General features: G+C 66.1%; 22 protein-coding genes. 14 read left to right on the top strand and 8 right to left on the bottom strand.

Features of this window, described 5'->3' with window-relative positions; genetic code table 11:
- Positions 1-7: 7 nt before the first annotated feature.
- From ACFFJK_RS03585 to ACFFJK_RS03620, 8 genes are all read left to right on the top strand, one after another.
- A complete protein-coding gene (locus ACFFJK_RS03585; protein WP_379677738.1) occupies positions 8-1,588 on the top strand; it encodes a type II and III secretion system protein family protein in 1,581 nt (526 codons plus the stop codon).
- Between the two features lie 15 nt (positions 1,589-1,603).
- Positions 1,604-1,876: a hypothetical protein gene (locus tag ACFFJK_RS03590; RefSeq protein WP_379677739.1), complete on the top strand. Its 273-nt coding sequence runs from the start codon at positions 1,604-1,606 to the stop codon at positions 1,874-1,876.
- A 47-nt stretch (positions 1,877-1,923) separates the two neighbouring features.
- Positions 1,924-3,099, top strand: a complete 1,176-nt coding sequence (locus tag ACFFJK_RS03595; protein ID WP_379677740.1) for a CpaE/TadZ family protein — start codon at positions 1,924-1,926, stop codon at positions 3,097-3,099.
- A gap of 29 nt (positions 3,100-3,128) precedes the next feature.
- A complete protein-coding gene (locus ACFFJK_RS03600) occupies positions 3,129-4,490 on the top strand; it encodes a TadA family conjugal transfer-associated ATPase (RefSeq protein WP_379677741.1) in 1,362 nt (453 codons plus the stop codon).
- A gap of 9 nt (positions 4,491-4,499) precedes the next feature.
- Positions 4,500-5,477, top strand: coding sequence for a type II secretion system F family protein (locus ACFFJK_RS03605; RefSeq protein WP_379677742.1), 978 nt, complete (start codon positions 4,500-4,502; stop codon positions 5,475-5,477).
- Positions 5,478-5,495: 18 nt separating this feature from the next.
- Positions 5,496-6,437, top strand: coding sequence for a type II secretion system F family protein (locus tag ACFFJK_RS03610; protein WP_379677743.1), 942 nt, complete (start codon positions 5,496-5,498; stop codon positions 6,435-6,437).
- 17 nt (positions 6,438-6,454) lie between these two features.
- On the top strand, positions 6,455-7,552 hold the full coding sequence (locus tag ACFFJK_RS03615; RefSeq protein ID WP_379677744.1) for a tetratricopeptide repeat protein: 1,098 nt from the start codon (positions 6,455-6,457) through the stop codon (positions 7,550-7,552).
- Between the two features lie 92 nt (positions 7,553-7,644).
- On the top strand, positions 7,645-7,971 hold the full coding sequence (locus ACFFJK_RS03620) for a BON domain-containing protein (protein ID WP_379677745.1): 327 nt from the start codon (positions 7,645-7,647) through the stop codon (positions 7,969-7,971).
- A gap of 44 nt (positions 7,972-8,015) precedes the next feature.
- Here the strand turns inward: ACFFJK_RS03620 and ACFFJK_RS03625 are convergent, their stop codons facing one another.
- Complete coding sequence (locus ACFFJK_RS03625) at positions 8,016-8,783, bottom strand: GIN domain-containing protein (RefSeq protein WP_379677746.1); 768 nt, start codon at positions 8,781-8,783, stop codon at positions 8,016-8,018.
- 233 nt (positions 8,784-9,016) lie between these two features.
- Positions 9,017-9,853 carry a glycoside hydrolase family 16 protein gene (locus ACFFJK_RS03630; RefSeq protein WP_379677747.1) on the bottom strand — a complete coding sequence of 279 codons (837 nt, stop codon included), beginning with the start codon at positions 9,851-9,853 and terminating at the stop codon, positions 9,017-9,019.
- Positions 9,854-10,503: 650 nt separating this feature from the next.
- On the opposite strand from ACFFJK_RS03630, the gene ACFFJK_RS03635 reads away from it, so the two are divergent.
- The 5 genes from ACFFJK_RS03635 to ACFFJK_RS03655 all read left to right on the top strand — a co-directional run bounded on the left by ACFFJK_RS03635 (position 10,504) and on the right by ACFFJK_RS03655 (position 18,543).
- Positions 10,504-13,515: a TonB-dependent receptor gene (locus ACFFJK_RS03635; protein ID WP_379677749.1), complete on the top strand. Its 3,012-nt coding sequence runs from the start codon at positions 10,504-10,506 to the stop codon at positions 13,513-13,515.
- A 114-nt stretch (positions 13,516-13,629) separates the two neighbouring features.
- Complete coding sequence (locus ACFFJK_RS03640; RefSeq protein WP_379677750.1) at positions 13,630-15,219, top strand: tryptophan halogenase family protein; 1,590 nt, start codon at positions 13,630-13,632, stop codon at positions 15,217-15,219.
- A gap of 63 nt (positions 15,220-15,282) precedes the next feature.
- Positions 15,283-15,993, top strand: coding sequence for a SapC family protein (locus tag ACFFJK_RS03645; RefSeq protein WP_379677751.1), 711 nt, complete (start codon positions 15,283-15,285; stop codon positions 15,991-15,993).
- Positions 15,977-17,005, top strand: coding sequence for a cupin-like domain-containing protein (locus ACFFJK_RS03650; RefSeq protein WP_379677752.1), 1,029 nt, complete (start codon positions 15,977-15,979; stop codon positions 17,003-17,005). The genes ACFFJK_RS03645 and ACFFJK_RS03650 overlap by 17 nt, the downstream gene beginning before the upstream one ends.
- Before the next feature lie 23 nt (positions 17,006-17,028).
- Positions 17,029-18,543 (top strand): tryptophan halogenase family protein, encoded by a 1,515-nt coding sequence (locus tag ACFFJK_RS03655; protein ID WP_379677753.1) that lies wholly within the window; start codon positions 17,029-17,031, stop codon positions 18,541-18,543.
- Positions 18,544-18,595: 52 nt separating this feature from the next.
- Here the strand turns inward: ACFFJK_RS03655 and ACFFJK_RS03660 are convergent, their stop codons facing one another.
- Together ACFFJK_RS03660 and ACFFJK_RS03665 are read right to left on the bottom strand one after the other, a co-directional pair.
- Complete coding sequence (locus ACFFJK_RS03660; protein WP_379677754.1) at positions 18,596-18,769, bottom strand: hypothetical protein; 174 nt, start codon at positions 18,767-18,769, stop codon at positions 18,596-18,598.
- A 13-nt stretch (positions 18,770-18,782) separates the two neighbouring features.
- A complete protein-coding gene (locus tag ACFFJK_RS03665) occupies positions 18,783-19,142 on the bottom strand; it encodes an NADH-quinone oxidoreductase subunit A (RefSeq protein ID WP_379677755.1) in 360 nt (119 codons plus the stop codon).
- Positions 19,143-19,335: 193 nt separating this feature from the next.
- On the opposite strand from ACFFJK_RS03665, the gene ACFFJK_RS03670 reads away from it, so the two are divergent.
- Entirely contained in the window at positions 19,336-20,265 is a 930-nt protein-coding gene (locus ACFFJK_RS03670; RefSeq protein ID WP_379677756.1) for a LysR family transcriptional regulator, read from the top strand.
- Between the two features lie 14 nt (positions 20,266-20,279).
- Here ACFFJK_RS03670 and ACFFJK_RS03675 read toward each other — a convergent pair whose 3' ends face one another.
- From ACFFJK_RS03675 to ACFFJK_RS03690, 4 genes are read right to left on the bottom strand one after another with little or no spacing between them, the layout of a single operon-like run.
- Positions 20,280-21,593 (bottom strand): sugar MFS transporter, encoded by a 1,314-nt coding sequence (locus ACFFJK_RS03675; RefSeq protein ID WP_379677757.1) that lies wholly within the window; start codon positions 21,591-21,593, stop codon positions 20,280-20,282.
- 15 nt (positions 21,594-21,608) lie between these two features.
- A complete protein-coding gene (locus ACFFJK_RS03680; RefSeq protein ID WP_379677758.1) occupies positions 21,609-22,583 on the bottom strand; it encodes a glucokinase in 975 nt (324 codons plus the stop codon).
- Entirely contained in the window at positions 22,580-25,084 is a 2,505-nt protein-coding gene (locus ACFFJK_RS03685; protein WP_379677759.1) for a glycoside hydrolase family 3 protein, read from the bottom strand. Before ACFFJK_RS03685 ends, ACFFJK_RS03680 begins: the two co-directional genes overlap by 4 nt.
- Positions 25,085-25,133: 49 nt before the next feature.
- Positions 25,134-26,501 (bottom strand): GH1 family beta-glucosidase, encoded by a 1,368-nt coding sequence (locus ACFFJK_RS03690; protein WP_379677760.1) that lies wholly within the window; start codon positions 26,499-26,501, stop codon positions 25,134-25,136.
- Positions 26,502-26,575 lie beyond the last annotated feature (74 nt).

Raw genomic sequence — 26,575 nt, forward strand, 5'->3', positions numbered from 1 at the left:
GGATGCCATGAACAGACGCCTCAACTTCGCACGGCTCGCAACCGGCCTGGCGCTGGCCGCCGCAGCGCCCGCCAATGCGGCCCCCCCACCTGCCAAAACGGCGGCCATGGCGCCGGCCCCCGCCAGGACATCGGCAGCCGCCCCTGCACCTGTGAAAACGCCGGAGGGACGTGCCCAGCCGACCGGCGGCTGCAGCGGCGAAGCCGCGCGCCCCGCCACACTGACGCTCAACATGGGCAAGTCGACCATGCTGCGCTTGCCCGAGCGGGTCGCGCACCGCAGCGTCGGCAATCCCGAAGTCGTGCAAGCCATGCTGGTGGCGCCGGACACGCTGTACATCGCCGGCCTCGACGTGGGCAGCACCAACATGATCGTGCAGGGGAAAAGCGGCTTGTGCAGCGTGATCGACATCGTCGTCGCGATGGATCCGGCCGCGCTGCAGGCGACCCTCGCCGCTGCCATGCCCGAAGAGAAGGACATCCGCGTGCTTGCCGCCGCCGATTCGCTGGTGTTGACGGGCACCGTCAGCGACGCCTCGGCGATTGCCCGCGCGGTGGAGCTGGCCAGCGCCTACGTGCGGCGCCCGCTGCGCCAGATGGGGGCCGTGGCCAAGGACAACGACACCGACGGCGTGATCGCGGTGGGCAACGGCAACGGTGGCGCCGGCTCGTCTTCTGCCGCGACACGCGTGGTCAACCTTCTCAGCGTCAGCGCGCCGCAGCAGGTACAGCTCGAAGTGAAGATTGCCGAGGTGTCGAAAACGCTGCTCGAGCGGCTCGAAGCCAAGACGCGCTTCAGTTTTGGTTCCGGTAGCTGGACAACTACCTTGGTATCGAATTTCCTGAGCGGCCGGGTGCTGGGAGGCGAAGAGACGCTCCAGACCAGGGGCGGCCGGCTGGTGGCCGACGCCAACAAGCAGGACAGCCTGGTGCGCGTGCTGGCGGAGCCGAACGTGCTGGCCATCAGCGGCCAGGAAGGCACTTTCTTGGCCGGCGGCAAGTTCTACATCCCGGTAGCCCAGGACAATAACAAGATCACGCTCGAGGAAAAGGAGTTCGGCGTCGGCCTGCGCTTCACACCGACCGTGCTGGCGGGTGGCCGCATCAACCTGAAGGTCGCACCCGAGGTGTCGGAGCTGTCGCGCGAAGGGATCGGCATCTCCGCCACCGGCCTCACCGGCAACGCGATCCTGCCGCTGGTGACCACCCGCCGCGCCAGCACTACCGTCCAGCTGTACGACGGCCAGAGCTTCGCCATCGGCGGGCTGGTGCGGAACAACCTGGTGGCCAACCTGGATGGCTTGCCGATGCTGGGAGAAGTGCCGGTGCTGGGCGCACTGTTCCGCAGCACCGACTACCAGCAGGATCGCACCGAACTGGTGTTCGTGATCACCGCGCGCCTGGTCAAGCCGATCCCTGGCGCCGGATACGAACTGCCGACCGACAAGGTGGGCATCCCGACGCGTGGGGGAGTGCTGCTCGGTGGACGGCTCGAGGGCCCCGCGCCGGCTACGACCACCGCCGCCGCGTCCACCCCGCAGGTGGCGCCTCCCGCGGCGCAGACCGCCGGCGGCTTCGAACTCAAATAGGAGGCTATCGTGACCATGACGATCCGATTGACCGTGCTGGTGCTTGCCGGCGCCTGCCTGCAGGGCTGCGCGCAAACCACGCCGCGGTGGGACCGGCAGTTCGGCAGCGCCACCCGCGCCAACCTGGCGGCCCAGGTGCTGGACCCGGCGGCAGCGGCCAACAGGCACCCTGCCACCGGCATCGACGGCGGTGCGGCCAAGGGCGCCCACGACCGCTATCAGAAGAGCTTCACGCAGAAGGAAAGCGCACCGCCTGCGCTCATCATCAACACCGGCAGCGCGCGATGACCGCCTGCCATCCAACCTGACCAGATGCGCCAGCAACGAGGCCCACCATGAAAGCGCTACTCATCAGTCGCGACAGCCAGCTCTACGCAGAAATTGCCTCCCAGGGCGCTGCGCGCATGCCGCCGCTGAACCTCGGGGCCGTCCGCGCGGGCCTGCGGGAGGCGCTCGACCGGCCCGAGGCCGATCCGCCCCAGCTGGTCATTGTCGACGCCACCGATACCGAACCTTCCGAAGCCGCGCTGCTCGAACGCCTCGGCCGCCAGTATCCCGAGGCGCACCTGATGCTGCTGACCGACCAGCACCAGCCCGATCTGCTGATTCGCGCCATGCGTGCCGGCGTGCGCGAGGTGCTGCAGCTGCCGCTGGTACACCGCGCCTTCCATGAATCGATGGACCGGATTTCGGCCGCCGCCGGCGTCTCGGCGCTGCGCGACGGGAAGATCCTTGCCTTTATCTCCTGCAAGGGCGGCAGCGGGGCCACCTTCATATCGACCAATTTCGGTTACGCGCTGGCCACCCTGGCCGCCAAGAAGGTACTGCTGATCGACCTGCACGGCCAGTTCGGCGACGCTGCGCTGTACGTATCCGACCAGAAGCCGAGCATGACCCTGTCCGACGTCTGCGCGCAGATCACGCGCGTCGACGGCCCGTTCCTGGAAAGCTGCGTGGTGCACGTCACGCCAGGCTTCGGGGTGCTGGCCGCAGCGGACGACCCCGCTCATGCCAAGGAAGCCAGGCCGGAACACATCGACACCATCCTGCGCGTGGCACGCCAGCATTACGACTACGTGTTGCTCGACGTCGGGCGCCAGATCGACGCCGTGTCGCTGCGTGCGCTCGACGTGACCGACACCATCTACCCGGTGCTGCAGCTGGCGCTGCCCGACATCCGCGACGCGCGCCGGCTGCTCGACATCTTCCGTTCGCTCGGCTACGTGCTGGATAACATCCGCCTGATCGTCAACCGCTACGAAAAGGGCGGCAAGCTTCGTCTGCAAGACGTGCACGGTGCGCTCGGCTGCGAAGTGGTGCATACCTTCCCCAACGATTACGTCGCGGTCACCGATTCGGTCAACCAGGGCGTGCCGGTGCTGCAGCTGTCGCGCTCGAGCGCGGCCGCGCGCAGCCTGGCCGACATGGTCGACCTGGTGACCACCCGCCGCGTCCAGGAAAGCAAGGGCCTGTTCGATCGCCTGTTCGGACGTGGCGATCCCGACGACTGAACGCAACCAAGGACGAAAAGGAGTATCCCATGTCCCTACGCGAACGCCTCGCGAGCTCCAGCCAGGAGCGCCAGTCCGGCGCGGCCCTGGCGGGGGCGGTCCTGCCGGACAACGGCAACCAGGCCTACCAGGAGCTCAAGAAGCTGATGCACCAGATGATCCTGGACCGCATCGACCTCGAGCGCCTGAAGCGCCTCACCGCCGAGCAGTTCAAGCACGAGCTGGCGCTGCTGATCCAGCGCATCATCGAAGAAGAGCGCATCGTCCTGAACCAGCACGAACGCCATAATCTGGTGCTCGACATCCAGCACGAGATGCTCGGCTTCGGTCCGCTCGAGCCGCTGCTGAACGATCCGACCGTCTCCGACATCCTGGTCAACACCGCCAGCAAGGTGTACGTCGAACGGCGCGGGCGACTGGAACTGACCGACATCACGTTCCACGACAATGCCCACCTGATGAAGATCATCGAGAAGATCGTCTCGCGCGTGGGCCGGCGCGTGGACGAGTCCAGCCCGATGGTCGACGCGCGCCTGCCGGACGGCTCGCGCGTCAACGCGATCATCCCGCCGCTGGCGGTCGACGGGCCGCTGCTGTCGATCCGGCGCTTCGGTGCCACCCCGCTGACGGTGCAGAACCTGCTCGACTACAAGAGCCTGACGCCGCCAATGATCCGGGTGCTGGAAGGCCTGGGCGCGGCCAAGGTGAACATCCTGATTTCGGGCGGCACCGGCAGCGGCAAGACCACGCTGCTCAACCTCATATCCGGCTTCATCCCTGCGAGCGAGCGCATCGTGACGATCGAAGACGCGGCCGAGCTGCAACTGCGCCAGCCGCACGTGGTGCGTCTCGAGACCCGCCCGCCGAACATCGAAGGCAAGGGCGAGGTGACCCAGCGCGCCCTGGTGCGCAACGCACTGCGGATGCGCCCCGACCGGATCATCCTGGGTGAGGTGCGCGGCGCCGAGGCGCTCGACATGCTGCAGGCGATGAACACCGGCCATGAAGGGTCGCTCGCGACGATCCACTCGAACACCCCGCGCGATGCGCTGTCGCGCCTGGAGAACATGGTCAGCATGGCCGGCGTCAACCTGACCGCGCGCGCGATCCGCCAGCAGATCGTGTCGGCGGTGACGGTGGTGGTACAGGCTTCACGCCTGACTGACGGCACACGCAAGGTGGTCAGCCTGCAAGAGATTACCGGCATGGAGGGCGACATCATCTCGATGCAGGAGATCTTCCGTTTCGAGCAGATCGGCGTCGACGCCGACGGCAAGGTGAAGGGCCGCTTCAGCGCCACGGGGGTGCGGCCACGCTTTGCCGACCGCCTGAAAATGTTCGGCGTGCCTGTGCCGGAAGACACCTTCGATCCCGACCGGACCTTCGACTAAGGAGTACGCATGGATGCGGTGTTCTATGCTTTCGTAGTGTTCCTGTTTGCAGCCGTGATCCTCGCGATCGAGGGCGTTTATCTGTGGTGGATGGGAACGCACGGCGCGGCGGCACGCCGCGTCGCCAGGCGGCTGCAGACCATGTCCGGCATGCCAGGACGCAGCGGCGAACGGATCTCGATCCTGAAACAACGCCGCTACAGCCGCAACGAGGTAGTGGACCGGATGCTGCACAAGCTGTCGCTGGCGCACCGGATCGATTCCCTGCTGGTACAGGCCGGGGCCCGTATTCCGGTCGACCAGTTCCTGGCCTGGTCGCTCGGCTGCATGGCCATGATGGCTCTGTTGACGCTCGCGTGGCCGCTGCCTGCACCGGTGCGCGTGTTCCTCGCCATGCTCGGACTCGGCGTGCCCTGCATCCTGTTGCGCCGCGCGCGCGCGCGGCGCCTTATCCGTATCGAGCAGCAGTTGCCCGATGCCGCCGACTTCATCGCGCGTGCCCTGCGCGCCGGCCACTCGTTCAGCAACGTGCTGCAAATCGTCGGGAACGAGTTGCCGGAACCGCTCAGCGGCGAGTTCCGGATAGTTCGCGAAGAGATCAACTACGGCGTTCCGATGAACGAAGCCTTGCACGGCATGGCCGCGCGGATCCCGCTGACCGATCTGCGCTACCTGATCATCGCCGTGCTGATCCAGCGCGAGTCGGGCGGCAACCTGGCTGAAATCCTCGGGAACATCAGCCAGATCATCCGCGCCCGCTTGAAGCTGGTGGCGCATGTGCGCGTCCTGTCGGCGGAAGGACGCATGTCGGCCTGGATCCTCGGCCTGCTACCGTTAGGCGTCACGGCCATGATGCTGGTGGTGAACCCGGAGTACGTCAGCATGCTCTGGACCGATCCGCTGGGCGTGCGCATGCTCTGGTACGGACTGGGCATGATCCTGTTCGGGGCCATCTGGATTCGCAAAATTGTTCGTATCCGTGTTTGAATCCGTACCGAGGTGACCATGACGTCCTCCCAGCTGATTTTCCTGCTTGTCGTCCTCTGTGTCGTGTGCGGCATCGCCTGGCTCGGCCTGGTGCTGTTCGCGCCGCTGGCCCTGCGCGAGCGCCTGCGCCACTTCCTCGGCAGCACGACGTCGACCCAGTTGGATGCCGGCGGTGGCTGGGTGGAGCGAGTCGCCAGCGCCGCCAAACCGCTGACCAAGCTCTCCATCCCCGAAGAGGGGTGGGAAAAGTCGACCCTGCGCACGCGCTTCATGAACGCCGGCTGGCGCAATCCGGCAGCGCCGACGCTGTACTTCGCGTCGAAGACCGGCCTGGCCCTGCTGCTGCCGGCGCTGGCGGCGCCGTTCATCCTCATCTACGGCAGCGCGCTGAAGGGCGATCGCCTGCTGGCGCTGCTGCTGGTAGCGGCAGCGCTCGGTTACTACCTGCCGAACATCGTGCTGGAGCGGATCGTGGCGCGCCGCCGCCGCGAGATCTTCGAGACCATCCCCGACGCGCTCGACCTGATGACGGTTTGCGTCGAAGCCGGCTTGAGCCTGGAGCGGGCCCTGGTGAAGGTTGCTGCCGAAATCCATATCAAGAGCGCGGTGCTGGCACAGGAGCTGCAAATCGTGCTGATGGAAATGCGGGCCGGTTTCAGCAAGGAGAAAGCGCTGCGCAATTTTGCGCTGCGTTCAGGTGTCGAGGATGTGGACACGCTGGTCGCGATGCTGATCCAGTCGGAACGCTTCGGCACCAGCGTGGGCGACTCGCTGCGCGTGTACTCCGAGAACCTGCGCCACAAGCGCCGTGTGATCGCCGAGGAGTGCGCGGCCAAGATCGGCCTGAAACTGCTGTTCCCACTGATCTTCTGCATTTTCCCGACGCTGCTGATGGTGCTGCTCGGGCCGGCCGGGATACAGCTCTCGCGAACCTTGGGCACACTGACCCTCGCAAATTGAACACCATGGAGTCCGTCATGCGAACCTTTACCCTGCTCACTCGACTGTCGCTACTGTGCGCCGGCGCCGGCCTGCTCGCCTGCGCGCCGATCGGCGGACGCACGCTCTCGAGTGCCGCAATGACAACTGCGGACGATGCCTACCTGGCCGGCCGTAACCACCATCTCGCGCGCCGCTACGACGACGCGCGTGCCGCCTATGAAACCGCGCTGAAGGTAGCGCCGCAGCACGTGAACGCCCGCAACGGGCTGGCCACCTTGCATGCCGAACAGCGCGAATTCGCGACCGCGATCGCCTTGTGGCGCGCGCTGACGGAATCGCTGACCCTGTCGTCGGGCCCGGCCAATGCTTACCTGTTCAGCAACCTCGGGCACGCCTATTTCCTCAGCGAGGACTACGACAATGCGCTCGTCTCGCTCGAGAAGGCCTGCCTGCTCGATCCACTGAACCACCGTTCCTGGCAACTGCTGGGCGAGACGCTGCGCAAACTCGGGCACGAGGAGCGCGCGCAGCAGATGCTGTCCCAGGCCAGTGCCCTGCGGGCCCATGACTTCCGTGCGGATTATGCCACCGCGGGTAGCCAGACCAAGGTCGCCGCGATCGACCGGGCCGTCAACACACCCGTCCGCGACGAACCGGGCTGGAGCCAGGTGCAACTGCACTCCGGCCCCGATGGCATGCTGGAGCTGCGGCGTGCGCCGGCTCCGGCGCCGGCGCCAGCACCAGCGCCAGCGCCAGTCGCGCCCCCTGCGGGCCAGGCGGTGCCGGTCATGGCCTTGCTCGAAATCCGCAACGGCAATGGCGTCCCGGGCATGGCGCGCACGCTCGCACGCCAGCTCGGCACGACGGAACTGAAACTGGCCCGTCTGTCGAATCAACCAGGATTTGGCGTGCGGCGCACCCGTATCGAGTACGAGCCAGCCCACCGCATGGCGGCCGAACGGCTGGCCGAGCGGTTCGGTGGTGCCCAGTTGCAGGAAGTGGCCGACTGTGCGCCTGCGGACCTGCGCGTGGTGCTCGGGCGCGACATCGCACGCCGCGGTTTTGCGCTGACACCGCCGGCCCCCGCGGCGGATACGGCCGTGCCGGTTCTGGCGCTGAACAAACCACTCTGAAAAAAGGTCCGTTTGCGCGTTTGTTCAGCATCAAACGCCGCTAGATGACGCCCGAGAGAATGAGGTGGTCTGCCTTCTCTTGGGAGCCTGTCATGAATCTTTCCTACCGCATCCACCTCATCCTCCTCGGCGTGGTGCTGGCAGTGCTCAGTGCCTGCGCGCCGAGCGGCACGCAACGGGGAACCGGCGAATACATCGACGACGCCGCGATTACCACCCGGATCAAGGCAGCTTTCGCCACCGATCCCGAAGTCAAGGCGCATGATGTACAGGTCGAGACCTACAAGGGGACGGTACAGCTCAGCGGCTTTGTCGAATCACCCGAGAGCGCCGCGCGGGCCGCACAGATCGCGCGCGGCATCCCGGGTGTCAGGGAAGTACGGAACGCCATGGTGGCCAAGGAAAAACTCCGCCAGTAGGGTAGGGCGTGACGCCCCTGTGGGGGCACGTACCAGCGCTTGCCTTATTTCCAGGCAACCCGTCCCATGCCGTTGGCGCTGACATTGCGGCTCGACGGATTACCGTAGACCGTGGCCGAACCCATGCCGTTGAGGTCGACGTCGGCGGCGCGGGTGGCGTGCACGGTTGCGCCACCGAGGCCGCTCATGTCGAGGTCGACCGTGTCGGCGCGCAGGTCGCGCGCTTCGAGGCTGCCGACGCCCGCGAGCTTGGCGCGCAGCAACTTGCTCTCGCCGCTGACGCTGATGCGGCCGGCACCGCGCAGGCTGAGGTCGACACGCTCGGCGCGCACGCCATTGAGGGACAGTCCCCCCACGCCGCCCAGGCGGGCATCGATGTGACGGAAGTTGCTGTTCACCGTCACCGAGCCGGCGCCATCGAGTGCCAGGCGCACCGTATCGCCCGAGAAGCCGCTGACGGTCGAGGCGCCGACGCCTTGCGACGCGAACTTGGCAAGGTTCGGCACGGTCAGTTCGGCACGCAGCTTTTCGTGCACGTCGCCTTGGCGGGTAGTGAAGGATTCGGTACCGATTTCCAGCGTGTCGCCACGCTGGGAAGTGGTGATGCGCTGGACATGGCGCCGGTCGCCCGACACGACGAGGGAGGGCGTGTTCCCCTGGCGCAGAACCAGGTCGACGACGCCGCCCAGTTTCACCTTCGTCACCTTGGCATCGACGCTGCGTTTTTCGCGGACCACGTCGTCGGCGAGCGCTGGGCTGGCAACCAGGGCGAGCGTGGCGCTAACGGCGGCTGCACGCAACAGTTTTTTCATGCTTTGTTCTCCGGTAAGGTAGCGATGAAAGCACTATAGGCTGCGCGCAGGCGGTTGCTGCGTTGATTGCGATGGACTGCGTATTTCGCGGGCTGGGGCGTAGAAACGGCGACATGGCGCAGCGCAATGCAACGCGCGGGTGTGCCGTGTGCAGGCAGCGCCGGCAGTGCAGGCACCGGGCAGCAATGCAGGCTCCGCCAAGGCAGTCCACATGGACACGGTCGCAAGCGTGCTTACGGCGTCGCTTCCGCCCTGCGGTAGACCCGCACGTAATCGACCAGCATCCGTTGCGGCAAGACGGTCGTGCTGTCCGGATAGCCGGGCCATTCGCCGCCGACGGCCAGGTTCAGCAGCATGAAGAAAGGATGCTCGAATACCCAGTCGCCCTTGACCAGGTCGGGCCGCGCCGTGTGGTACAGGATGCCGTCGCGGTACCAGCGGATTTCGCCGCGCTCCCACTCGACCGCGAACACGTGGAAGTCGTCCGCATAGATGCCGTGTTCCAGCGGTGACGGACGTCCGAACGCATGGGCACCGGAGTAACCCGGCCCATGCAGCGTGCCGTGCACGATGGACGGCTCCTTGCCGATGTTTTCCATGATGTCGATCTCGCCGCTGCGCGGCCAGCCCACCTGCTGGATGTTCGCGCCGAGCATCCAGAATGCCGGCCAGATGCCCTGTCCCTTCGGCACCTTGATGCGCGCTTCGAAGCGGCCATGCATCTGCTCCATCAGCCCGGCCGTCTTGATCCGCGCCGACGTGTACGCGTTGTCGCCGAAGCGTTCCTTGCGCGCCTCGATGACCAGGTGCCCGTCGGCCACCCGCACATTGTCCGGTCGGTCCGTATAGTGCTGCAATTCCTTGTTACCCCAGCCATGGCCGCCGGTTTCGGCGACCCACTTGCTGCGGTCGAGCTCCTTGCCGTCGAATTCGTCGCTCCATGCCAGGACCCAGCTGCCGGGAGCACCGGACATCTTGGCAGCGGAAGGGGCGACGGTGGCCGGCGGGGCGGCGCACCCGGCGCTGGCGGCCAGCACCAGCAATGTGGCCAAGCGGCGGATCGGTTTCATGGACCTCCTCGGGTTGTCATCGTCCTGCGGGCCGGACTGCCCACATGGAAACGTTACCAACATGTCAAGGCGACTATAGCACCGGCAATTTTTGGATGTCAATGACGACAGTTTCGCGGGACATGCAGGTACAAGCCGGCATGTCCACTCGTGTGCAATGCCGATGTTGCAAATCAGCCGCATCCCGTCCCATATCTGCATGGAATATTCCGTTGACAATTTTTTTTGCTAACTCTAATATTCAGACAACTGACGTGGAAACGTTTCCACGCTCCGGACAGATTGCCTGAACAACGACTGCATCCTGGATGCATGCCTGAGCGATGACAGATGAAAGAGCGCAGCGCACAAGCTTTGCCCGCACCCCGACAGCGAGGACATCGGCCCCGGCCGCATGTCCTCGCTGTGCCGCTTGGTGGCGGCGCATGGCGGGCGTACACGGCTGGCTTGATCGGCCGGATAGCCAGCCAGATGCGCCTGCCCGGGACCAGCCGGCGCGGCGGGGAGGTGCCCAGGATTAGGGAGTGACAGCGCACGAGAGCTCGAACAGCATGATGGCCGGCAGCAGGCGGCCGAATCAGGGCCGGCGACTGGCAGTGGAGACACCGTTGGATGGGTGACGGTCATATTTAAAAAAACAGGAGAGCACCATGTATTACCCCAAGGCTAAACAGACATTGATGAGCCTGGCAGTTGCCAGTGCATGCGCCGCATTCGCACCAAGCTACGCCCAGGAAGTTGCTTCGACCCCGGGCGCGGCCGCCACCACCGACCAGGCAACGACCGCCCAAGAAGCAACGACCCCTTCCTCGCCGGCAGTCCAGACCGTCGTCGTCACCGGCCTGCGCGCCAGCCTCGAATCGTCGATGAACCTCAAGCGCAACGCGCAGGGTTTTGTCGACGGCATCGTCGCCGAAGACATCGGTAAATTCCCGGATACCAACCTGGCCGAATCGCTCCAGCGCATCAGCGGCGTCTCGATCGACCGCACCATCGGCGAAGGCTCGAAGATCACGGTGCGCGGCGTCGGCCCCGACTTCAACCTGGTGCTGCTCAACGGCCGCCAGATGCCGACCTCGAGCCTGGGCGACCGCCCGGGCCGCGCCTATGATTTCGCCAACATCGCTTCGGAAGCGATCTCCCAGCTGCAGGTATACAAGTCGGCGCGCGCCGAAACCCCGACCGGCGGCATCGGCGCCACCGTCAACGTGCTGACCGCGCGTCCGCTGTCGCGTCCGGGCCAGCAGGCCAGCTTCGGCATCAAGGGCGTGTACGACAAGTCGGCCGAGAACCTGCCGGCCGACGTCCAGCGCGGCGACCGGGTCACGCCGGAATTCTCGGGCATCTACAGCAATACCTCGGCCGATGGCCGTTTCGGTATCGGCCTGTCGGCCAGCTACCAGGAACGCAACCTGGGCTACAACCAGGCCGCCGTGTCGAACGGCTGGAAGGGTCCGTTCCGCGGCGACGAAAACAACTGGGGCACCATCCCGCAACCGGGCACGCCGGGTTCCGAGAACATCACCAACCGTCCGGACCCGAGCGACCTGTACCAGGTGCCGCAGAACCTGAACTACAACATGAGCGGCATCCAGCGCCAGCGCACCAATGGCCAGCTCGTGTTCCAGTTCGCGCCGACCAAGGCCATCACCACCACCCTGGATTACACCTACTCGGAAAACAAGATCCAGACGCGCCGCAACGACGTCTCGGCCTGGTTCAACTTCGGCCCGTCGTCGAGCAGCTGGACCGACGGCCCGATCGCCGGCCCGCTGGTCTACACCGAGATCATCAACCCGGCCACCAGCGACATCGCGATGGGCGGCGCCGACTACGCCACCAAGACCGAGAACAAGTCGCTCGGCTTCAACGCCGCATGGCGCGTCAACAGCGACGTCCGCCTCGAACTCGACGTCCACAAGTCCACCGCCGAATCGCTGCCGGACAGCCCCTACGGCTCGGCCAATACCCTGGGCACCGCCAGCTTCAGCCGCGGCACCACCAGCGTCGACTTCTCGAAGGACTTCCCGGTACTGAGCATCCAGGGCGCCGACTTCGCCCGTGCGCCGCAGCAGGTCACCGGCTCGGTGTTCGAGAACGGCTACGTCAAGAGCGAAGTCAAGCAGGTGCAGACGCATGGCAGCTGGAAGATGCTGGAAGCGTCGGAACTGAAGTTCGGCCTGGCCCATACCGACGTCAGCAACCGTTCGGCGTTCTCGGTGCAGCAGCGCGACACCTGGGGCGGTGCGACCTCGCCGGCCGATTATCCGGCCAGCCTGTTCCGAGCCGAAAGCCTGCGCCAGTACTTCGACAACATCGACGGCAGCAGCAACCCGAACCTGTTCAACACCTTCTATACCTTCGATTTCAACCAGCTACGCCAGCGGGCCGCCGAGGCATCGGGTCTTCCGGACCTGTACCTGCCGAAGACCACCTACGACACCGACCAGCGCACCCGCGAGAAATCGAAGAGCCTGTACCTGCAGTTCAACACCGACTGGGATACGGCGCTTCCGATCCACACATCGGTGGGTGTGCGCTACGAGAAGACCGACGTCACCTCGACCGCGCTGGTGCCGACCGCGACGTCGATCTCGTGGGTGTCGCAGAACGAGCTCCCGGTGGCCTTCGGCGCGCCGGCCTTCACCACCTTGAGCGGCAAGTACAAGCACGTCCTGCCGAGCTTCGACGCCGACATCGACCTGCGTTCCGACATGAAGGCCCGTTTCAGCTACGGCGAAACCATCGGCCGCGCGCGTTATGACCAGCTCACCGGCGGCCAGGTGCTCGATACGCTGGCGCGTGTCGAAGGCGGCACCGGACGCCAGGGCAACCCGGGCCTGCTGCCGGTCAAGTCGAAGAACATCGACCTGGCCTACGAGTGGTACTACGGCAAGTCGAGCTTCATCTCGCTCGGCCACTTCCGCAAGAGCCTCGACAACTATGCCGGCCAGTCGCAGACGGTCGCCCAGCCGTTCGGCCTGCGCACCCCGATCGGCGGCGCCTACTGGAACGCGGCGCTGGCCAATGGCTGCGCCAGCGCGGACACCACCTGCATCCGCAACTACATCTTCCGCAACTTCAACGGCCAGCCGGGCGTGGTGCGCGGCCCGGATGACCCGAGCGGCAACGCCACCGGTACCATCACGGGCCAGGGCAACGACCCGATCGCGAACTTCAGGATCACCACGTACTCGAACCAGAAGGCGGCACGCCTGCGCGGCCTGGAATTCAACGTCCAGCACATGTTCGGCAACAGCGGCTTCGGCGTCTCGGCCAACTACACCTACGTGAACTCGGGCCTGAAGTACGACAACAGCAGCATCGGCGAGCAGTTCGCGCTGGTGGGCCTGAGCGACTCGGCCAACCTGGTCGGCATCTTCGAGAACGACAAGTGGAACGTGCGCGCGGCCTACAACTGGCGCGACAAGTTCCTGTCGTCGACCTTCGACGGCTCGGGCCCGAACCCGAACTATGTCGAGCCGTACGGCCAGCTGGACCTGAGCATCGGCTACAACATCAACCGCAACCTCAGCATCCAGTTCGAAGCCATCAACCTGACGGACGAGATCAAGCGCATCCACGGCCGCACCGAGCGCAACCTGCTGTTCGTGGAGCAGTCGGGGCCGCGTTACATGCTGGCCGCGCGCTACAAGTACTGATCCGGAGATCCGCGCGAGCGGATAGCGAAACCCTGACAAAGCAAAAAGTCCGCGGCCCCGCCGCGGCTTTTTCGGGGTAGACTTGCCTCGCATCTGTTCTTTTTGGAAACAAATATGGTGAGCACCACCATCAGGCATGTCGTGATCGTCGGCGGGGGCTCGGCCGGCTGGCTGACGGCCGCCGTCCTCGCTTCCAGCCTCCAGCCGGAGAAGCGCGGCGGCCTGCGCGTCACGTTGGTCGAATCGCCCGACGTGCCCACGATCGGCGTCGGCGAAGGCACCTGGCCGACCATGCGCGACACCCTGCGCGCGGCCGGCGTGTCCGAGACCGCTTTTTTTCGCGAGTGCGACGCCGCCTTCAAGCAGGGCTCGCGCTTCAACCGCTGGGTCACCGGCGGCGGCCACGATTACTACTTTCACCCCTTCGTGCTGCCGCAAGGCTGGGGCGAGGCCGACATCGCCGGGCGCTGGCTCGCGCGCCACAGCGCAGTACCTTTCGCCGACCTGGCGAGCTACCAGCCGCACCTGTGCGTGCACGGACGCGCCCCGAAGCAGGCCGGGACCCCCGAGTTCGCAGCCGTGGCCAACTACGGCTACCACCTGGATGCCGGCAAGTTCGGTCTCTTCCTCAAGAAGCACTGCCTGGAACGCCTCGGCGTGCACTACGTGCCGGACCACGTGCTCGGCATCCGCCCGCACGACAGCGGCGAAAGGAGTGGCGACATCGCCGCTCTCCACACCAGGGCGCACGGCGAACTGGCGGGCGACCTGTTCGTCGACTGCACCGGCATGCAGTCGCTACTGCTCGGGAAGCACTACGGCGTCCCGTTCATCCCGCAGCGCGGCGTCCTGTTCAACGACAGCGCCCTGGCCGTGCAGGTCCCGTACGCGCGCGAAGACGATCCGGTCGCCTCGCAGACCACCTCCACCGCGCAACGCGCCGGCTGGATCTGGGACATCGGCCTGCCGACGCGGCGCGGCATCGGCCACGTGTATTCCAGTGCCCACACGGACGACGAGCAGGCCGAGGCCGCACTGCGCGCCTACATCCGCGCCAGCGGCGGTCCGGACGACATCCCGCCGCCGCGCAAGCTCAGCTTCGAGCCGGGCTACCGTGCGCGCTTCTGGCACCGCAACTGCGTCGCCATCGGTTTGTCGGCCGGCTTCATCGAGCCGCTCGAAGCCTCCGCGCTGGCCCTGGTGGAACTGTCGGCCGCGATGCTGGCCGACGAGATGCCGGTCACGCGCGCCCAAATGGACATCTGCGCACGCCGCTTCAACGACACGTTCACCTATCGCTGGGAGCGGGTGATCGACTTCCTCAAGCTGCACTATGTCCTGAGCCGCCGCGACGGCGAGGCGGACCCCGCCGGCTACTGGCGCGACAACCGCCGTACGGAGACGATTCCGCAGCGCTTGCAGGACATGCTGGCGCTGTGGACGCACCGTCCACCGTCGCGCTACGACTTCAACCGCATCCAGGAAGTATTCCCGGCCGCCAGCTACCAGTACATCCTGTACGGGATGGGCTTCAAGCCCGAACCCGGGCTGGCGCGGCGCGAGCGCCCCGGAGAAGGCGACGGCGCCATGGCGGATGGCTTCCTGCGCCAGGCGGCCGAGCTCACACGCAGGATGCTGCCGGCACTGCCCGACAACCGCGCGCTGATCGCCCATATCCTGCGCCACGGACTGCCCGGGACCTGAACGACGAGCGCAACAGCCAACCATTACCACCACAACCACAACAATCATCAAGAGACGACGCTCATGGCCAACCCCGTACTGCTGAATAACATCGATCACAAGGACCTGCGCGTGATCACCCGCCACGGCCCCGGCCTGGGCGACAACATCGCCTACGTGCAGACCTTCCCGGGCGAATTCCGGATGCTGCAGGCCCATTATCCGATCGTTTTCCGCAAGGAAAGCGACAACCATCCGTTCGAACCGGTTGCCCTGTTCGGCTTCGAGAGCGACGAGAACCTGTTCCTGGGCGAGAACGGCTGGGACGCGCCCGCCATCCCGCTGCTGGTCGAGCGCCTGCCTTTCCTGATCGGGCGCCATGGCGACGAGCTGATGATCCACATCGACCTCGACAGCCCGCGCATCGGCACCACCGAGGGCGAGCCGGTCTTCCTGCCGCACGGCGGCATGACGCCCTACCTCGAGCAGATCAACTCGATCCTGCTCACCATCCATGAAGGCATGCAGTCCAACGCAGGCTTCATCGAGGCCCTGGTGAAACACGAACTGATCGAGGGCTTCTCGCTCGACGTGACGCTCGACGACGGCTCGCAGAACCGCCTCGCCGGCTTCTACACCATCAACGAGGACCGCCTGGCTGCGCTCGATGCCGCCGCGCTCGACAGCCTGAACAAGGCCGGCTACCTGGCCGCGATCTACTTCCAGCTCGCCTCGCTGTCGAACTTCCGCGCGCTGATCGACCGCAAGAACCTGCGCCATGCTGCCCGCGCCTGAACTGGCTGCACCCAAGCCGATCCGCGAGGTCACCGGCCTGACGCCGCGCGACCTCGGCCCCGGCATTCTCGCATCCACCGAACCGGTGGTGCTGCGCGGGTTGGTGTCGCAGTGGCCGATGGTGCAGGCCGCGCGCGCATCGGCGGCTGCGGCCGACGCCTACCTGCGCCGCTTCTACCGCGATGCCACCGTCAACGCGATGCTCGGCGCGCCCGAGATCGAGGGCCGGTTTTTTTACAATGAAGACCTCAGCGGTTTTAATTTCGCGCCGGTGCGCGTGCGCCTCGACAAAGTGCTGGCCGAACTGGAGCGCTACCGCGGCGCCGAACACCAACCGGCGATCTACGTCGGTTCGACCACGATCGACACCTGCCTGCCGGGCTTTCACGACGAGAACCTGATCGACCTCGGCGGACGCGACGCGCTCGGTTCGATCTGGATCGGCAACCGCACGCGCATCGCCGCGCACTACGATCTGCCGGACAATCTTGCCTGCGTCGTCGCCGGGCGCCGCCGTTTTACCTTGTTCCCACCGGGGCAGGTCGGGAACCTGTACATCGGCCCGCTCGACTTCACGCCGGCCGGCCAGTCCATCAGCCTGGTCGACTTTTTAAAGCCCGACCTGGGGCGCTTCCCGCGCTTTGCCACGGCGATGGAACATGCGCAGTTCGTCGAGATGGGGCCAGGCGACGCGCTGTTCATTCCCAGCATGTGGTGGCACCACATCGAGGCGCTGGAAGATTTCAATGTGCTGGTCAATTACTGGTGGCGCCAGTCCCCAGGCTACATGGACACGCCGATGAATGCGCTGATGCACGCCCTGATGTCGGTGCGCGACCTGCCGCCGGCGCAGCGCAAGGCCTGGGCCGAACTGTTCCGCCACTACGTGTTCGAGGCCGGCGACGAGACCTCCGCCCACATCCCGTCGGCCGCGCGCCGCGTCCTCGGTCCGCTCGACGGCGACGCCGTGCGCGCCATCCGCGCCCAACTATTGAAAAGAATGAACCGCTGAGAGGAGACGAAGTGGACAATGGAATGAAAGGGCCGAACGGCCTGGGCAAGCCGGTACGCCGGGTCGTCATCGCCGGCGGCGGCACCGCCGGCTGGATGGCGGCGGCCTGCATCGCGAAGGTGCTGGGCAAGCGCCTCGACATCAAGCTGGTCGAGTCCGACGAGATCGGCACCGTGGGCGTGGGCGAAGCGACCATCCCGACGCTGCTGAATTTTCATCACCTCCTCGAGATCAACGAGCAGGAGTTCATGGCCGAGACCAAGGCCACGTTCAAACTCGGCATCAGCTTCGAGAACTGGCGCAACGTGAACGAGGACTACATCCACTCGTTCGGCCTGACCGGCACCGACCACTGGACCGCCGGCTTCCAGCATTTCTGGCACAAGGGCCGCGAGCGCGGCCTGGCGGGAGACTACGGCGACTACTGCCTGGAGCTGCGCGCGGCGCAGGAAAACAAGTTCGCCCACCTGCCGCAGAATGGCAGGAACTTCGGCATGAACTACGCATACCACCTGGACGCGAGCGCCTACGCGCGCTACCTGCGCCGGTTCAGCGAGCGCTTTGGCGTAGAGCGCGTCGAAGGCAAGATCGTCGACGTCACCGCCAGCGCGCTGACGGGCCACATCCGCTCGATCACGCTCGATTCAGGGGTGGACATCGAGGGAGATCTGTTCATCGACTGCACCGGTTTCCGCGGCCTCTTGATCGGGCAGGCGCTGGGTGTCGAATACGAGGACTGGTCCGAGTGGCTGTTCAACGACAGCGCCGCCGCGCTGCAGACCGCATCGGTGGGTGACGCGATTCCGCTCACGCGCTCGATCGCCCACCCTTTCGGCTGGCAGTGGCGTATCCCGCTGCAGCACCGGGTCGGCAACGGCATCGTGTTCTCGAGCCGCTACGTGGCCGAGGACGAGGCGATACAGGCGTTGCTCGGCAATGTCGAGGGAGAGGCCTTGATGAAGCCGCGCGTCATCAAATTCACGCCGGGCCAGCGCAAGCAGGTCTGGAAGGGCAACGTGGTGGCAGTGGGGCTGTCGAGCGGTTTCCTGGAGCCGATCGAATCGACCAGTATCCACCTCATCCAGCGCAGCATCATCCGCCTGATGCAGATGTTCCCGACGAATGGGATCGCGCAGACCGACATCGACGAATTCAACAGGCAGGCGGCGATGGAAGTGGAGCATATCCGCGACTTCATCATCCTGCACTACAAGGTCAACAACCGCATCGACGCGCCGTACTGGATGGATGCGCGCAACATGGCGGTGCCGAAGTCGCTGCAGCACCGCATCGACCTGTTCCGCGAGACCGGCCGCGTGTTCCGCATCCCGAACGAGCTGTTCGCGGAGAATTCGTGGATCCAGGTGATGCTGGGGCAGGGCATCATGCCGCTGCGGCACCACCAGACGGCCGACCTGATGGGCGACGAGGAGTTGTCGCACTTCCTGGGAGGAATCAAGGGCCAGGTCGACCGGACCGTGGCGGGGCTGCCCCCGCACCAGGCCTACGTCGAGCGTTATTGCGCCGCGCCGAAGTAAAGAGCGGGCGCGTCTCAAGCCCCCGCGCCGCGGCGGGGGCCGGATAAGACATTTACCAGCCGTGGGCCAGTACGTGCAGCCAGACCCCGGTACTGAGGGTCAGCGCAACGCAGGATGCCACACCGAGGATCCTGGCGTTGCGCCGGTTGCGTTGCCTGAACTCGCGCCAGGCAAGGTACGCGAGGCACAGCCCCAGCACGCCATTGGCGGCGAGCAGGGCGTTCATGCCGCGCCGACCTTCAGTCCCACTCCATTGCTCCCTTTTTCCATTCGTAGATGAAGCCCACGGTCAGCAGCACCAGGAAGATCATGACGGCCCAGAAGCCCGTGCTGTCCAGTTCCTTCAGGGCGACCGCCCAGGGCACGAGGAACACGACTTCCAGGTCGAACACGATGAACAGGATCGCGACCAGGTAGTAACGGATATCGAATTTCATCCGCGCGTCGCCGAAGGCTTCGAAACCGCACTCGTAGGGCGACAGCTTCTGGGCGTCCGGACGGTGCGGAGCGAGCACGCGGCCCAGCACTTGCGGCATGACGCCGACGCCGATACCGACGAGGATGAAGAGCAGGACTGGCAAGTATTCTGATAGAACCATGATCGATCAATGAAAGTGGTAAATAAACCAAGCGCTTTACGCGGCCTGGTACGACTGGTGCAATTCAGTGCAGCGGCACGGTATGAAGGCCGACTGCTCAGACCGGGTTGTTTTCTCAAACAAGAATCCAACCCATAAGCATATATCTGTAGTGAAGATGGAAAAAGTCAGGAGCTATCAGTATGATTGAAAGATGGCATTCGATCTCGATAATCTGAAAGTATTCCTGGCAGCCGTCGACCACGGCTCGTTCTCCGCGGCGGCGCGTTCCTTGCGGCGCGTGCCGTCGGCCGTCAGCATGGCGATCGCCAACCTGGAGGCGGAACTGGGCCTGCAGCTGTTCGACCGCAGCGGGCGCGAACCACGTCCCACGGCGCATGCCGCCGTCCTGGTGCCGCAGGCCCGGGTGTTGGTCGAGCAGCTGCAACGCCTGAACAACCACGCGGTGTCCCTTACCCAGGGGGTGGAGGCCGGGTTGACGATCGCGCTGGTTCCCGAACTGATGGCAGCGGTGCCGTGGAGCGAAGCGCTGCGCTTGCTGGCGCACGACTTCCCGCTCCTGAAAGTGGAAGTGCTCACCGCACCGCAAGCCGATGCGCTCGCCATGCTCAAGAGCGGGCGCGCCGACCTCGCGCTGGTATACGAGCGCTACGGGTCCGAAGGACACGAAGCGTTCGACGAAGTGGCCGACGAAAGGCTGGTTGCGGTGGCCGCGCCCGGCCATCCCATGGTCGAGCGCATGGAGCAGGGCGGCATCCGCAACGAGGATCTGCACTCCGAGCGGCAGGTCGTCGTCGCCGGACGCGATACCGAACAGGTCGACAAGCGCATCGAAGTCTCGCGCCTGCAATGGCGGGTGGACCACCCGGCTGCCGCGCTGGCCCTGGTGAAGGCTGGCCTGGGCTGGGCATGGCTGCCTTCGGGCTTCGTGCACGAGTCGGTGCAACGGGGTGAACTGGTCGAGCTGCGCACGGTGAACTTCACCAACGTGCTGCGCTTTTTCGTCGACATCATCTGGACCACGGAGCGGCCGCTCGGCCTGGCGGCCAGGCGCTTCATCGCGCTGATGAACGCCCTGCGCGAGGACGAAAAAAATGCCCGCGCCGCACGCGGGCATGCGTAGGAGGAGGCGGCAGTTCAGGCCGCCGCCTTCTCCTTGTGCAGGTTCGCATACTTCACCCCGAAGTACAGGATGAACAGGTAGCACACCGCCGGCACCATGAACGACGGCTGCAGGCCGATGGTGTCGGCGAACATGCCCTGCACGAAGGGCACCACCGCGCCGCCGACGATCGCCATGCACAGGATGCCCGAGCCCTGGCCGGTGAATTTACCGAGGCCGTGCAGCGCCATGCTGAAGATGGTCGGGAACATGATCGAGTTGAACAGGCCCACGCCGATGATCGCCCACATCGCCAGCTGCCCTTCGCCGAACGTGGCCGCCAGCACCAGCACGATCGAACCGAGCGCATTGAAGGCCAGGGTTTTACCAGGGCTAACGTAGCGCATCACCGCAAAACCGATGAAACGGCCCACCAGGGCGCCGCCCCAGTACAGGCTGACGTACTGCGCCGCATCCGCATGGCTCAGGCCCGCGATGTTGCCCTCGCCCAGGAAGTTGATCAGGAAGCTGCCGATGCTCACTTCCGCGCCCACGTACAGGAAGATCGCCACCGCGCCCAGCACCAGGTGGCGGTAGGCCATCGCGCCGCCCTTGCCGTCGACCGCCGGCGTGCCGTCGTCGGCATGGTCGATCTTGGGCAGCCTTGCCACCGCGAACAGCACCGCCAGGATCGCCAGCGCCGCCGCCAGGCCCAGGTAGGGGCCCTGCACGGCCGCCGCCTCTTGCGCCTTGTAGGCTGCCTGTTCGGCGGCCGGCAGCGCCGCCAGCTGGTCGGCGCTCAGCGCCACCGCCGACAGGATCAGGATGCCGCCCAGGGCCGGGGCCACCGTAGTGCCGAGCGAATTGAAGGCCTGGGTGAGCGTGAGCCGGCTGGAGGCAGTGCGCGCCGGCCCGAGCACGGTAACAAAAGGATTGGCCGCCACCTGCAGGATGGTGATGCCGCTTGCCAGCACGAACAGGGCGAACAGGAACAGGCCGTAGCCGCCTTTCGAGGCCGGGTAGAACAGCGCGCAGCCGGCGGCCGCGATCGTCAGGCCGGCGACGGCGCCGTTCTGGTAGCCGATCTTGCGGATCAATGCCCCGGCCGGCAGCGACACGATGAAGTAGGCGCCGAAGAAGCAGAACTGCACCAGCATCGCCTGCAGGTAAGTCAGGGAATAGATCGACTTCAGGTGCGGGATCAGCACGTCGTTGAGCGACGTGAGCAGGCCCCACATGAAGAACAGGATGGTGACGATGACGAGCGCGCCGGTGTGCGGGTTGTGCTCGGATTCAAGGGGTTGCGCCAGCGCGGCCGGCGGGGCGGGATTCGGGGATGTGCTCTGCATGATGTCTCCGTGTTGTTATTGCGGCGATGCGGTTCGTTCCGGCAGCATCGCGGAGACGCCGCGCAGCGCCGGGTACTGCTCGGTGATCAGGTAAGTCGGGATGCGCGCCAGGTAGGGGCCCAGGCGCCCCTTGTCCTCGAAGCGCGCGCGGAAAGACGATTCGGTGAACAGTTTACCAAGTCGCGGCACGATGCCGCCACCGATATACATGCCGCCGGTCGCGCCCAGGGTCAGTGCGACGTTGCCCGCCACGCTGCCGAGGATGCCGCAGAAGATCTCGACGGTGCGCCGGCAGTCGTCCGATTCGCCCGCGATCGCCGCTCCCGTGATGGCCGGCGCGTCGAGCCGGCGTCCGGTCAGCGCCCAGTAAATCAGCTCCAGTCCCATGCCCGACAACAGGCGCTCGGCCGAGACGTGCCCGTACTCGCTCCACAAGGCTTCCAGGATCGCCACTTCGTCCCTGTTGGCCGGCGCGAAGCTCACATGGCCGCCTTCGCTCGCCAGCGCGATCCAGCGCTTGCCCGCCGGGATCACGCCGGACACGCCCAGGCCGGTGCCGGGGCCGATCAGCCCGATGGGGCGCGCAGGTCGTCCATCCTGCAGCTCGACGCCGCCGCCGATACGCAGGCGTCCCTCCGGTGGCAGGTGCGGCAAGGCCATCGCCAGCGCGGCGAAGTCGTTCACCACCAGCAGCGTGTCGAGGCCCTGCTGCCGGCGCAGCGCCTCGATCGAGAAGCTCCAGTGGTGGTTGGTCATGCTGACCCGGTCTTCCTCGACCGGGTTGGCGATCGCCAGCGCGGCCTGGCGCACGCTGTCCGCCGCCAGGCCGCGCGCCGCGGCCCGGCCGAGGTAAGCCCCCATGGCTTCGCCCAGGGTCGCGTAATCGGCGCAGGCCAGCACCTCGATGTCGGCGAACTGCCCAGCGCCGGACTCCAGCGCGAAGCGCGCATTGGTGCCGCCGATGTCGGCAAGCAGGCGCAGTTCCCTCATTTGAGTTCCTCGCAGCGCACGGCGTCGGGTTCGCCTGCGGCGCCGCCGGCGATCTCGATGTTGGTAAAGGCCGCCGCGAAGGCCGCGTCGCTGCTCACGCTGAACGGCGTGTCCACCTTGGCCAGGTCGGTGCCACGGGCCTGGAAGCAGGCCAGCGGAATTTTCACGGTTTGCTTGCCCTTGCCGGCCAGGCGCGCGAACAGCGCCGTGGCATCGACCGCGCCGCCGCCCATGCGCATCGATACTTTACCGGCCGGTGCGCCGGAGACGATGGTGTCGAAGCGCAGGGCCGCATTGGCGCTGGCCGCAGCCGGCAGCACCATGGCACGGGCGCCGCGCGCCTCGATCGTGGCGGGACCGGTCCAGGTCACCAGCTTGGCATCCTGCTGGGTATTCACCTGCGCGGTCTGCACGGTCACGCCAGGCAGGCGGAAGGTGGCGTTCAGGTCGGCTCCCAGCACCAGCTGCTGCCCGCTGCTCGTGATCGCCAGCGGGAAGCTGGCGCGATCGGCCTGGCTGAACACCGGGAAGGTATTGGACACGCCGCAGCCGCCGGCCGGGTAGGCGGCATCGAGCTTGCCGACCTTCGAGCGCGTCGCCGTTTTGAGGCCGTAGCCATACGCGAACAGCGGCGCGTAGTTCCTGTCGCCGACGTTCAAGTCGGTCTGGCAGGCCGACTTCGGCCACGAGAACGGCAGCTTGCCGGTGAAGTCGTAGCGCTTGGGGCCGGCCACCAGCAGGTCCGACACGCCCTTGCCCTCGGTGCCCGGCAGCCAGGCGGCCACGAACACGTCCGACAGGTTCAACAGATCGTTGACGTACAGCGGGCGGCCCGAGACGAACACGGTCACCACCGGCTTGCCCTTGCCGGCGACCGCCTGCAGCACGGCCAGGTCTTCCGGATAGCGGCCGCTGTGGCGCAGGGTGCCGCTGGGGCCGATGTCGCCGTCGCCTTCCGCATACGGGCGCTCGCCGACCACGGCCACCACCACGTCGAATGCCGAGACGTCGACACCCCTGGCGTCGGCGCTAAACGTCACCTTGTCCTGGCCTGCCGCCTCGCGGATGCCGGCCAGGATCGTGTCCCCGTTCGGGAAGTCGGCATTGGTGTTGGCGGTGCCCTGCCAGGTGATCGACCAGCCGCCGGTCTGGTTCGACATGTCGTCCGCGGTCTTGCCCACCACCAGGATCTTCTTGCCGCGTGCGATCGGCAGGACCGGGCTGTCGTTCTTGAGCAGCACCAGCGACTCGCGTACGGCGCGGCGCGCCAGCTCGCGCGGCTGCATCGCGTCGTCCTTGCCGGCATACGCGTTCTGGGCCGGGCTCTTGTCGAACAGGCCGGCGCGCAGTTTCACACGGATGATGCGCGTCACCGCATCGTCGATGCGCGCCATCGGGATTTCTCCGCTTTCCACCTGCTTGATGGTGTTGGCGATGAAGGCTTTCCAGTCGTCCGGCACCATGATCATGTCGTTGCCGGCATTGATCGCGGCGGCGCAGCTGTCGTTGCTGCAGCCCGGCACTTCGCCGTGCCCGTTCCAGTCGGTGATCACAAAACCGTCGAAGCCCATCTTGGTCTTGAGCACGTCGGTGAGCATGGTGCGGCTGCCGTGCAGCTTGCCGTAGTCGGTGCCGGTCGACACGTCGTTCCACGAGTTGAACGAGGACATGACGGTTTGTACGCCGGCCTGCAGCGCCGGGTAGTAGCCGGCGCCGTGGATGTTGATCATCTGCGACCTGCTCGACTTGTTCACGCCGCGGTCCTTGCCGAACTCGGTGCCGCCATCGCCGATGAAATGCTTGGCGGTGGCGATGGTGTTGGCGTCGTCCTTCAGCTTGCCCTGCATGCCGCGCACATAGGCGCCGGCATAGCTTTTGACGATGTCAGGATGTTCCGAGTAGCTTTCGTAGGTGCGTCCCCAACGGTCGTCGCGCACCACGGCCAGGGTCGGGCCGAACACCCAGGCGATGCCGCTGGCGCGCGTGGCCTTCGCCGTGGCCGCGCCGATCTCCTCCAGCAGCTTCGGGTTGCGCGCCGCCCCCAGGCCGATGTTGTGCGGGAACAGGGTGGCGCCGAACACGTTGTTGTGGCCATGGACCGCGTCGGTGCCCCACACCACCGGCACCTTGACCGCCATGTCGGTGGACATCGAGGCCTCGTGGTAGCGCTGCGCCAGCGCCAGCCATTCGGCTGCCTTGGCATGCTTGTTCCCGTTCGGCCAGCTGCCGCCGCCGTTGAGCACCGAGCCCAGGTAGTAGCGGCGCACGTCTTCCGGCGTGGCGCTCTTGATCTCGGGCTGGGTCATCTGGCCGATCTTCTGGGCCAGCGTCATCTTGCCGACGATCTCGGCGACGCGCTTTTCGAGGGCGGCATCCTTGCCGATGGCGCTGGTGATGCGCGGCCAGTCAGTCAATTGCGTGGTCGCCTGCGCAGCAGCGTGGGCAGGAATGGCGGGCAGGGCAAGCGCGACGGCAAGCGCCAGTACGGGATTGCGGAGCATGGGTGTCATAGGCTGTCTCGCTGGTGATGGTAGTTGTATCGTTGATCGGTCACTCGCCGCGCAGGAACGAGCGGTACCACTTGCCGCTGCTCTTCAGGCGGCGCTGCTGGGTGGCGTAGTCGATGTGGGTGAGCCCGAAGCGCTTCCGGTAGCCCTCCGCCCATTCGAAGTTGTCGAGCAGGCTCCAGGCAAAGTATCCCTTCACCGGCGCGCCGTCGCGGATGGCCGATTTCAGGGTGGTCAGGTGGCGCATCAGGTAACGGCGGCGCTGGACGTCGTCCACTTCGCCGTCCGGGCCGACTTCGTCCGTATAGCAGGAACCGTTCTCGGTGACGTACATCGGGCCCGGCCGGTAGTCGCTCTCGATGCGCATCAGGAGCTCGGCCAGCCCTTGCGGCGCCACTTCCCAGCCCATGGCGGTGGTCTCGACGCCGTCGCCCGGGGGCAGCACGCGCGCGCCCAGCGGCGCGTGGCCAGGATCGTGCCGGATGGTCTCGGGGAAGTAGTAGTTCACGCCGAGGAAGTCGGTCGGCACGGCGATCGCCTCGAGGTCGCCCGGCAGCACGATCGGCGCCGCCTCGCCGATGGCTTCCAGGGTCGCCTGCGGGTAGCCGCGGCCGTACAGCGGGTCGAGGAACCAGCGGTAGCGCAGGCCGTCGTGGCGCGCGCTGGCGGCGATGTCTTCCGGCGTGCTGCTCGCCGGGCGCACCGGGTGCAGGCTGAGGGCGATGCCGACCTTTGCGTTTGCCACGTTCGCACGGATCAGCGGCACCGCCTTGCCGTGCGAGAGCAGCACGTGGTGCGCCACCTGCAGCGCGGTCTTGAAGTCGGTGTTGCCCGGCGCATGCCAGCCTTCGAAGTTGCCGATGATCGCCGTGCACCACGGCTCGTTGTGGGTGATCCAGTGCTGCACGCGGTCGCCCAGGCGGCGCGTCATCGCATCCACGAAAGCCAGGTAGGCGTCGACGGTGGCGCGCTCGTTCCAGCCGCCGCGGTCCTGCAGGAACTGCGGCAGGTCCCAGTGATACAGCGTGGCCCAGGGCTGCAGGCCGCGTTCCAGCATGCCGTCCACCAGGCGCGAGTAGAAATCCAAGCCTTTGTCGTTCGGCTTGCCGCCGACGCTCGAAAAGATGCGCGGCCAAGCGATCGAGAAGCGGTAGGCGTTCAGGCCCATGTCGCGGCCGATGTCAAAATCTTCCGGCCAGCGGTGGTAGTGGTCGCAGGCGACCGAACCGTTGGAGCCATCCTTGACTTTACCGGGCGTGGCGGCGAAGCGGTCCCAGATCGATTCGACCCGGCCGTCGGTCGACCCGGCCCCTTCGATCTGGTACGAGGAGGTGGCACAACCCCACAGGAAGTCGGGGGCGAAATCGCCGCGCACGGGTGCGGTCGGCTCGGGGCTGTTAGTTATTGTCATGGTCGCGGCTCAATTTAAAGAAATTACTTGAAGAATATTTGGAAAGCTTTCCATTTGCAATCTAAAAAAAAAGG

The sequence above is a fragment of the Massilia consociata genome (assembly GCF_042432755.1).
In the GTDB taxonomy this organism is placed as follows: Bacteria; Pseudomonadota; Gammaproteobacteria; order Burkholderiales; family Burkholderiaceae_D; genus Telluria; species Telluria consociata.

Coding starts and splice junctions, on each gene's coding strand:
- ACFFJK_RS03675 (WP_379677757.1), bottom strand. CDS start 21,593: ATGCAGAGCACATCCCCGAATCCCGCCCCGCCGGCCGCGCTGGCGCAA.
- ACFFJK_RS03685 (WP_379677759.1), bottom strand. CDS start 25,084: ATGCTCCGCAATCCCGTACTGGCGCTTGCCGTCGCGCTTGCCCTGCCC.
- ACFFJK_RS03620 (WP_379677745.1), top strand. CDS start 7,645: ATGAATCTTTCCTACCGCATCCACCTCATCCTCCTCGGCGTGGTGCTG.
- ACFFJK_RS03615 (WP_379677744.1), top strand. CDS start 6,455: ATGCGAACCTTTACCCTGCTCACTCGACTGTCGCTACTGTGCGCCGGC.
- ACFFJK_RS03640 (WP_379677750.1), top strand. CDS start 13,630: ATGGTGAGCACCACCATCAGGCATGTCGTGATCGTCGGCGGGGGCTCG.
- ACFFJK_RS03665 (WP_379677755.1), bottom strand. CDS start 19,142: ATGGTTCTATCAGAATACTTGCCAGTCCTGCTCTTCATCCTCGTCGGT.
- ACFFJK_RS03670 (WP_379677756.1), top strand. CDS start 19,336: ATGGCATTCGATCTCGATAATCTGAAAGTATTCCTGGCAGCCGTCGAC.
- ACFFJK_RS03585 (WP_379677738.1), top strand. CDS start 8: ATGAACAGACGCCTCAACTTCGCACGGCTCGCAACCGGCCTGGCGCTG.
- ACFFJK_RS03660 (WP_379677754.1), bottom strand. CDS start 18,769: ATGAACGCCCTGCTCGCCGCCAATGGCGTGCTGGGGCTGTGCCTCGCG.
- ACFFJK_RS03595 (WP_379677740.1), top strand. CDS start 1,924: ATGAAAGCGCTACTCATCAGTCGCGACAGCCAGCTCTACGCAGAAATT.
- ACFFJK_RS03650 (WP_379677752.1), top strand. CDS start 15,977: ATGCTGCCCGCGCCTGAACTGGCTGCACCCAAGCCGATCCGCGAGGTC.
- ACFFJK_RS03600 (WP_379677741.1), top strand. CDS start 3,129: ATGTCCCTACGCGAACGCCTCGCGAGCTCCAGCCAGGAGCGCCAGTCC.
- ACFFJK_RS03690 (WP_379677760.1), bottom strand. CDS start 26,501: ATGACAATAACTAACAGCCCCGAGCCGACCGCACCCGTGCGCGGCGAT.
- ACFFJK_RS03655 (WP_379677753.1), top strand. CDS start 17,029: ATGAAAGGGCCGAACGGCCTGGGCAAGCCGGTACGCCGGGTCGTCATC.
- ACFFJK_RS03625 (WP_379677746.1), bottom strand. CDS start 8,783: ATGAAAAAACTGTTGCGTGCAGCCGCCGTTAGCGCCACGCTCGCCCTG.
- ACFFJK_RS03605 (WP_379677742.1), top strand. CDS start 4,500: ATGGATGCGGTGTTCTATGCTTTCGTAGTGTTCCTGTTTGCAGCCGTG.
- ACFFJK_RS03630 (WP_379677747.1), bottom strand. CDS start 9,853: ATGAAACCGATCCGCCGCTTGGCCACATTGCTGGTGCTGGCCGCCAGC.
- ACFFJK_RS03635 (WP_379677749.1), top strand. CDS start 10,504: ATGTATTACCCCAAGGCTAAACAGACATTGATGAGCCTGGCAGTTGCC.
- ACFFJK_RS03645 (WP_379677751.1), top strand. CDS start 15,283: ATGGCCAACCCCGTACTGCTGAATAACATCGATCACAAGGACCTGCGC.
- ACFFJK_RS03610 (WP_379677743.1), top strand. CDS start 5,496: ATGACGTCCTCCCAGCTGATTTTCCTGCTTGTCGTCCTCTGTGTCGTG.
- ACFFJK_RS03680 (WP_379677758.1), bottom strand. CDS start 22,583: ATGAGGGAACTGCGCCTGCTTGCCGACATCGGCGGCACCAATGCGCGC.
- ACFFJK_RS03590 (WP_379677739.1), top strand. CDS start 1,604: ATGACGATCCGATTGACCGTGCTGGTGCTTGCCGGCGCCTGCCTGCAG.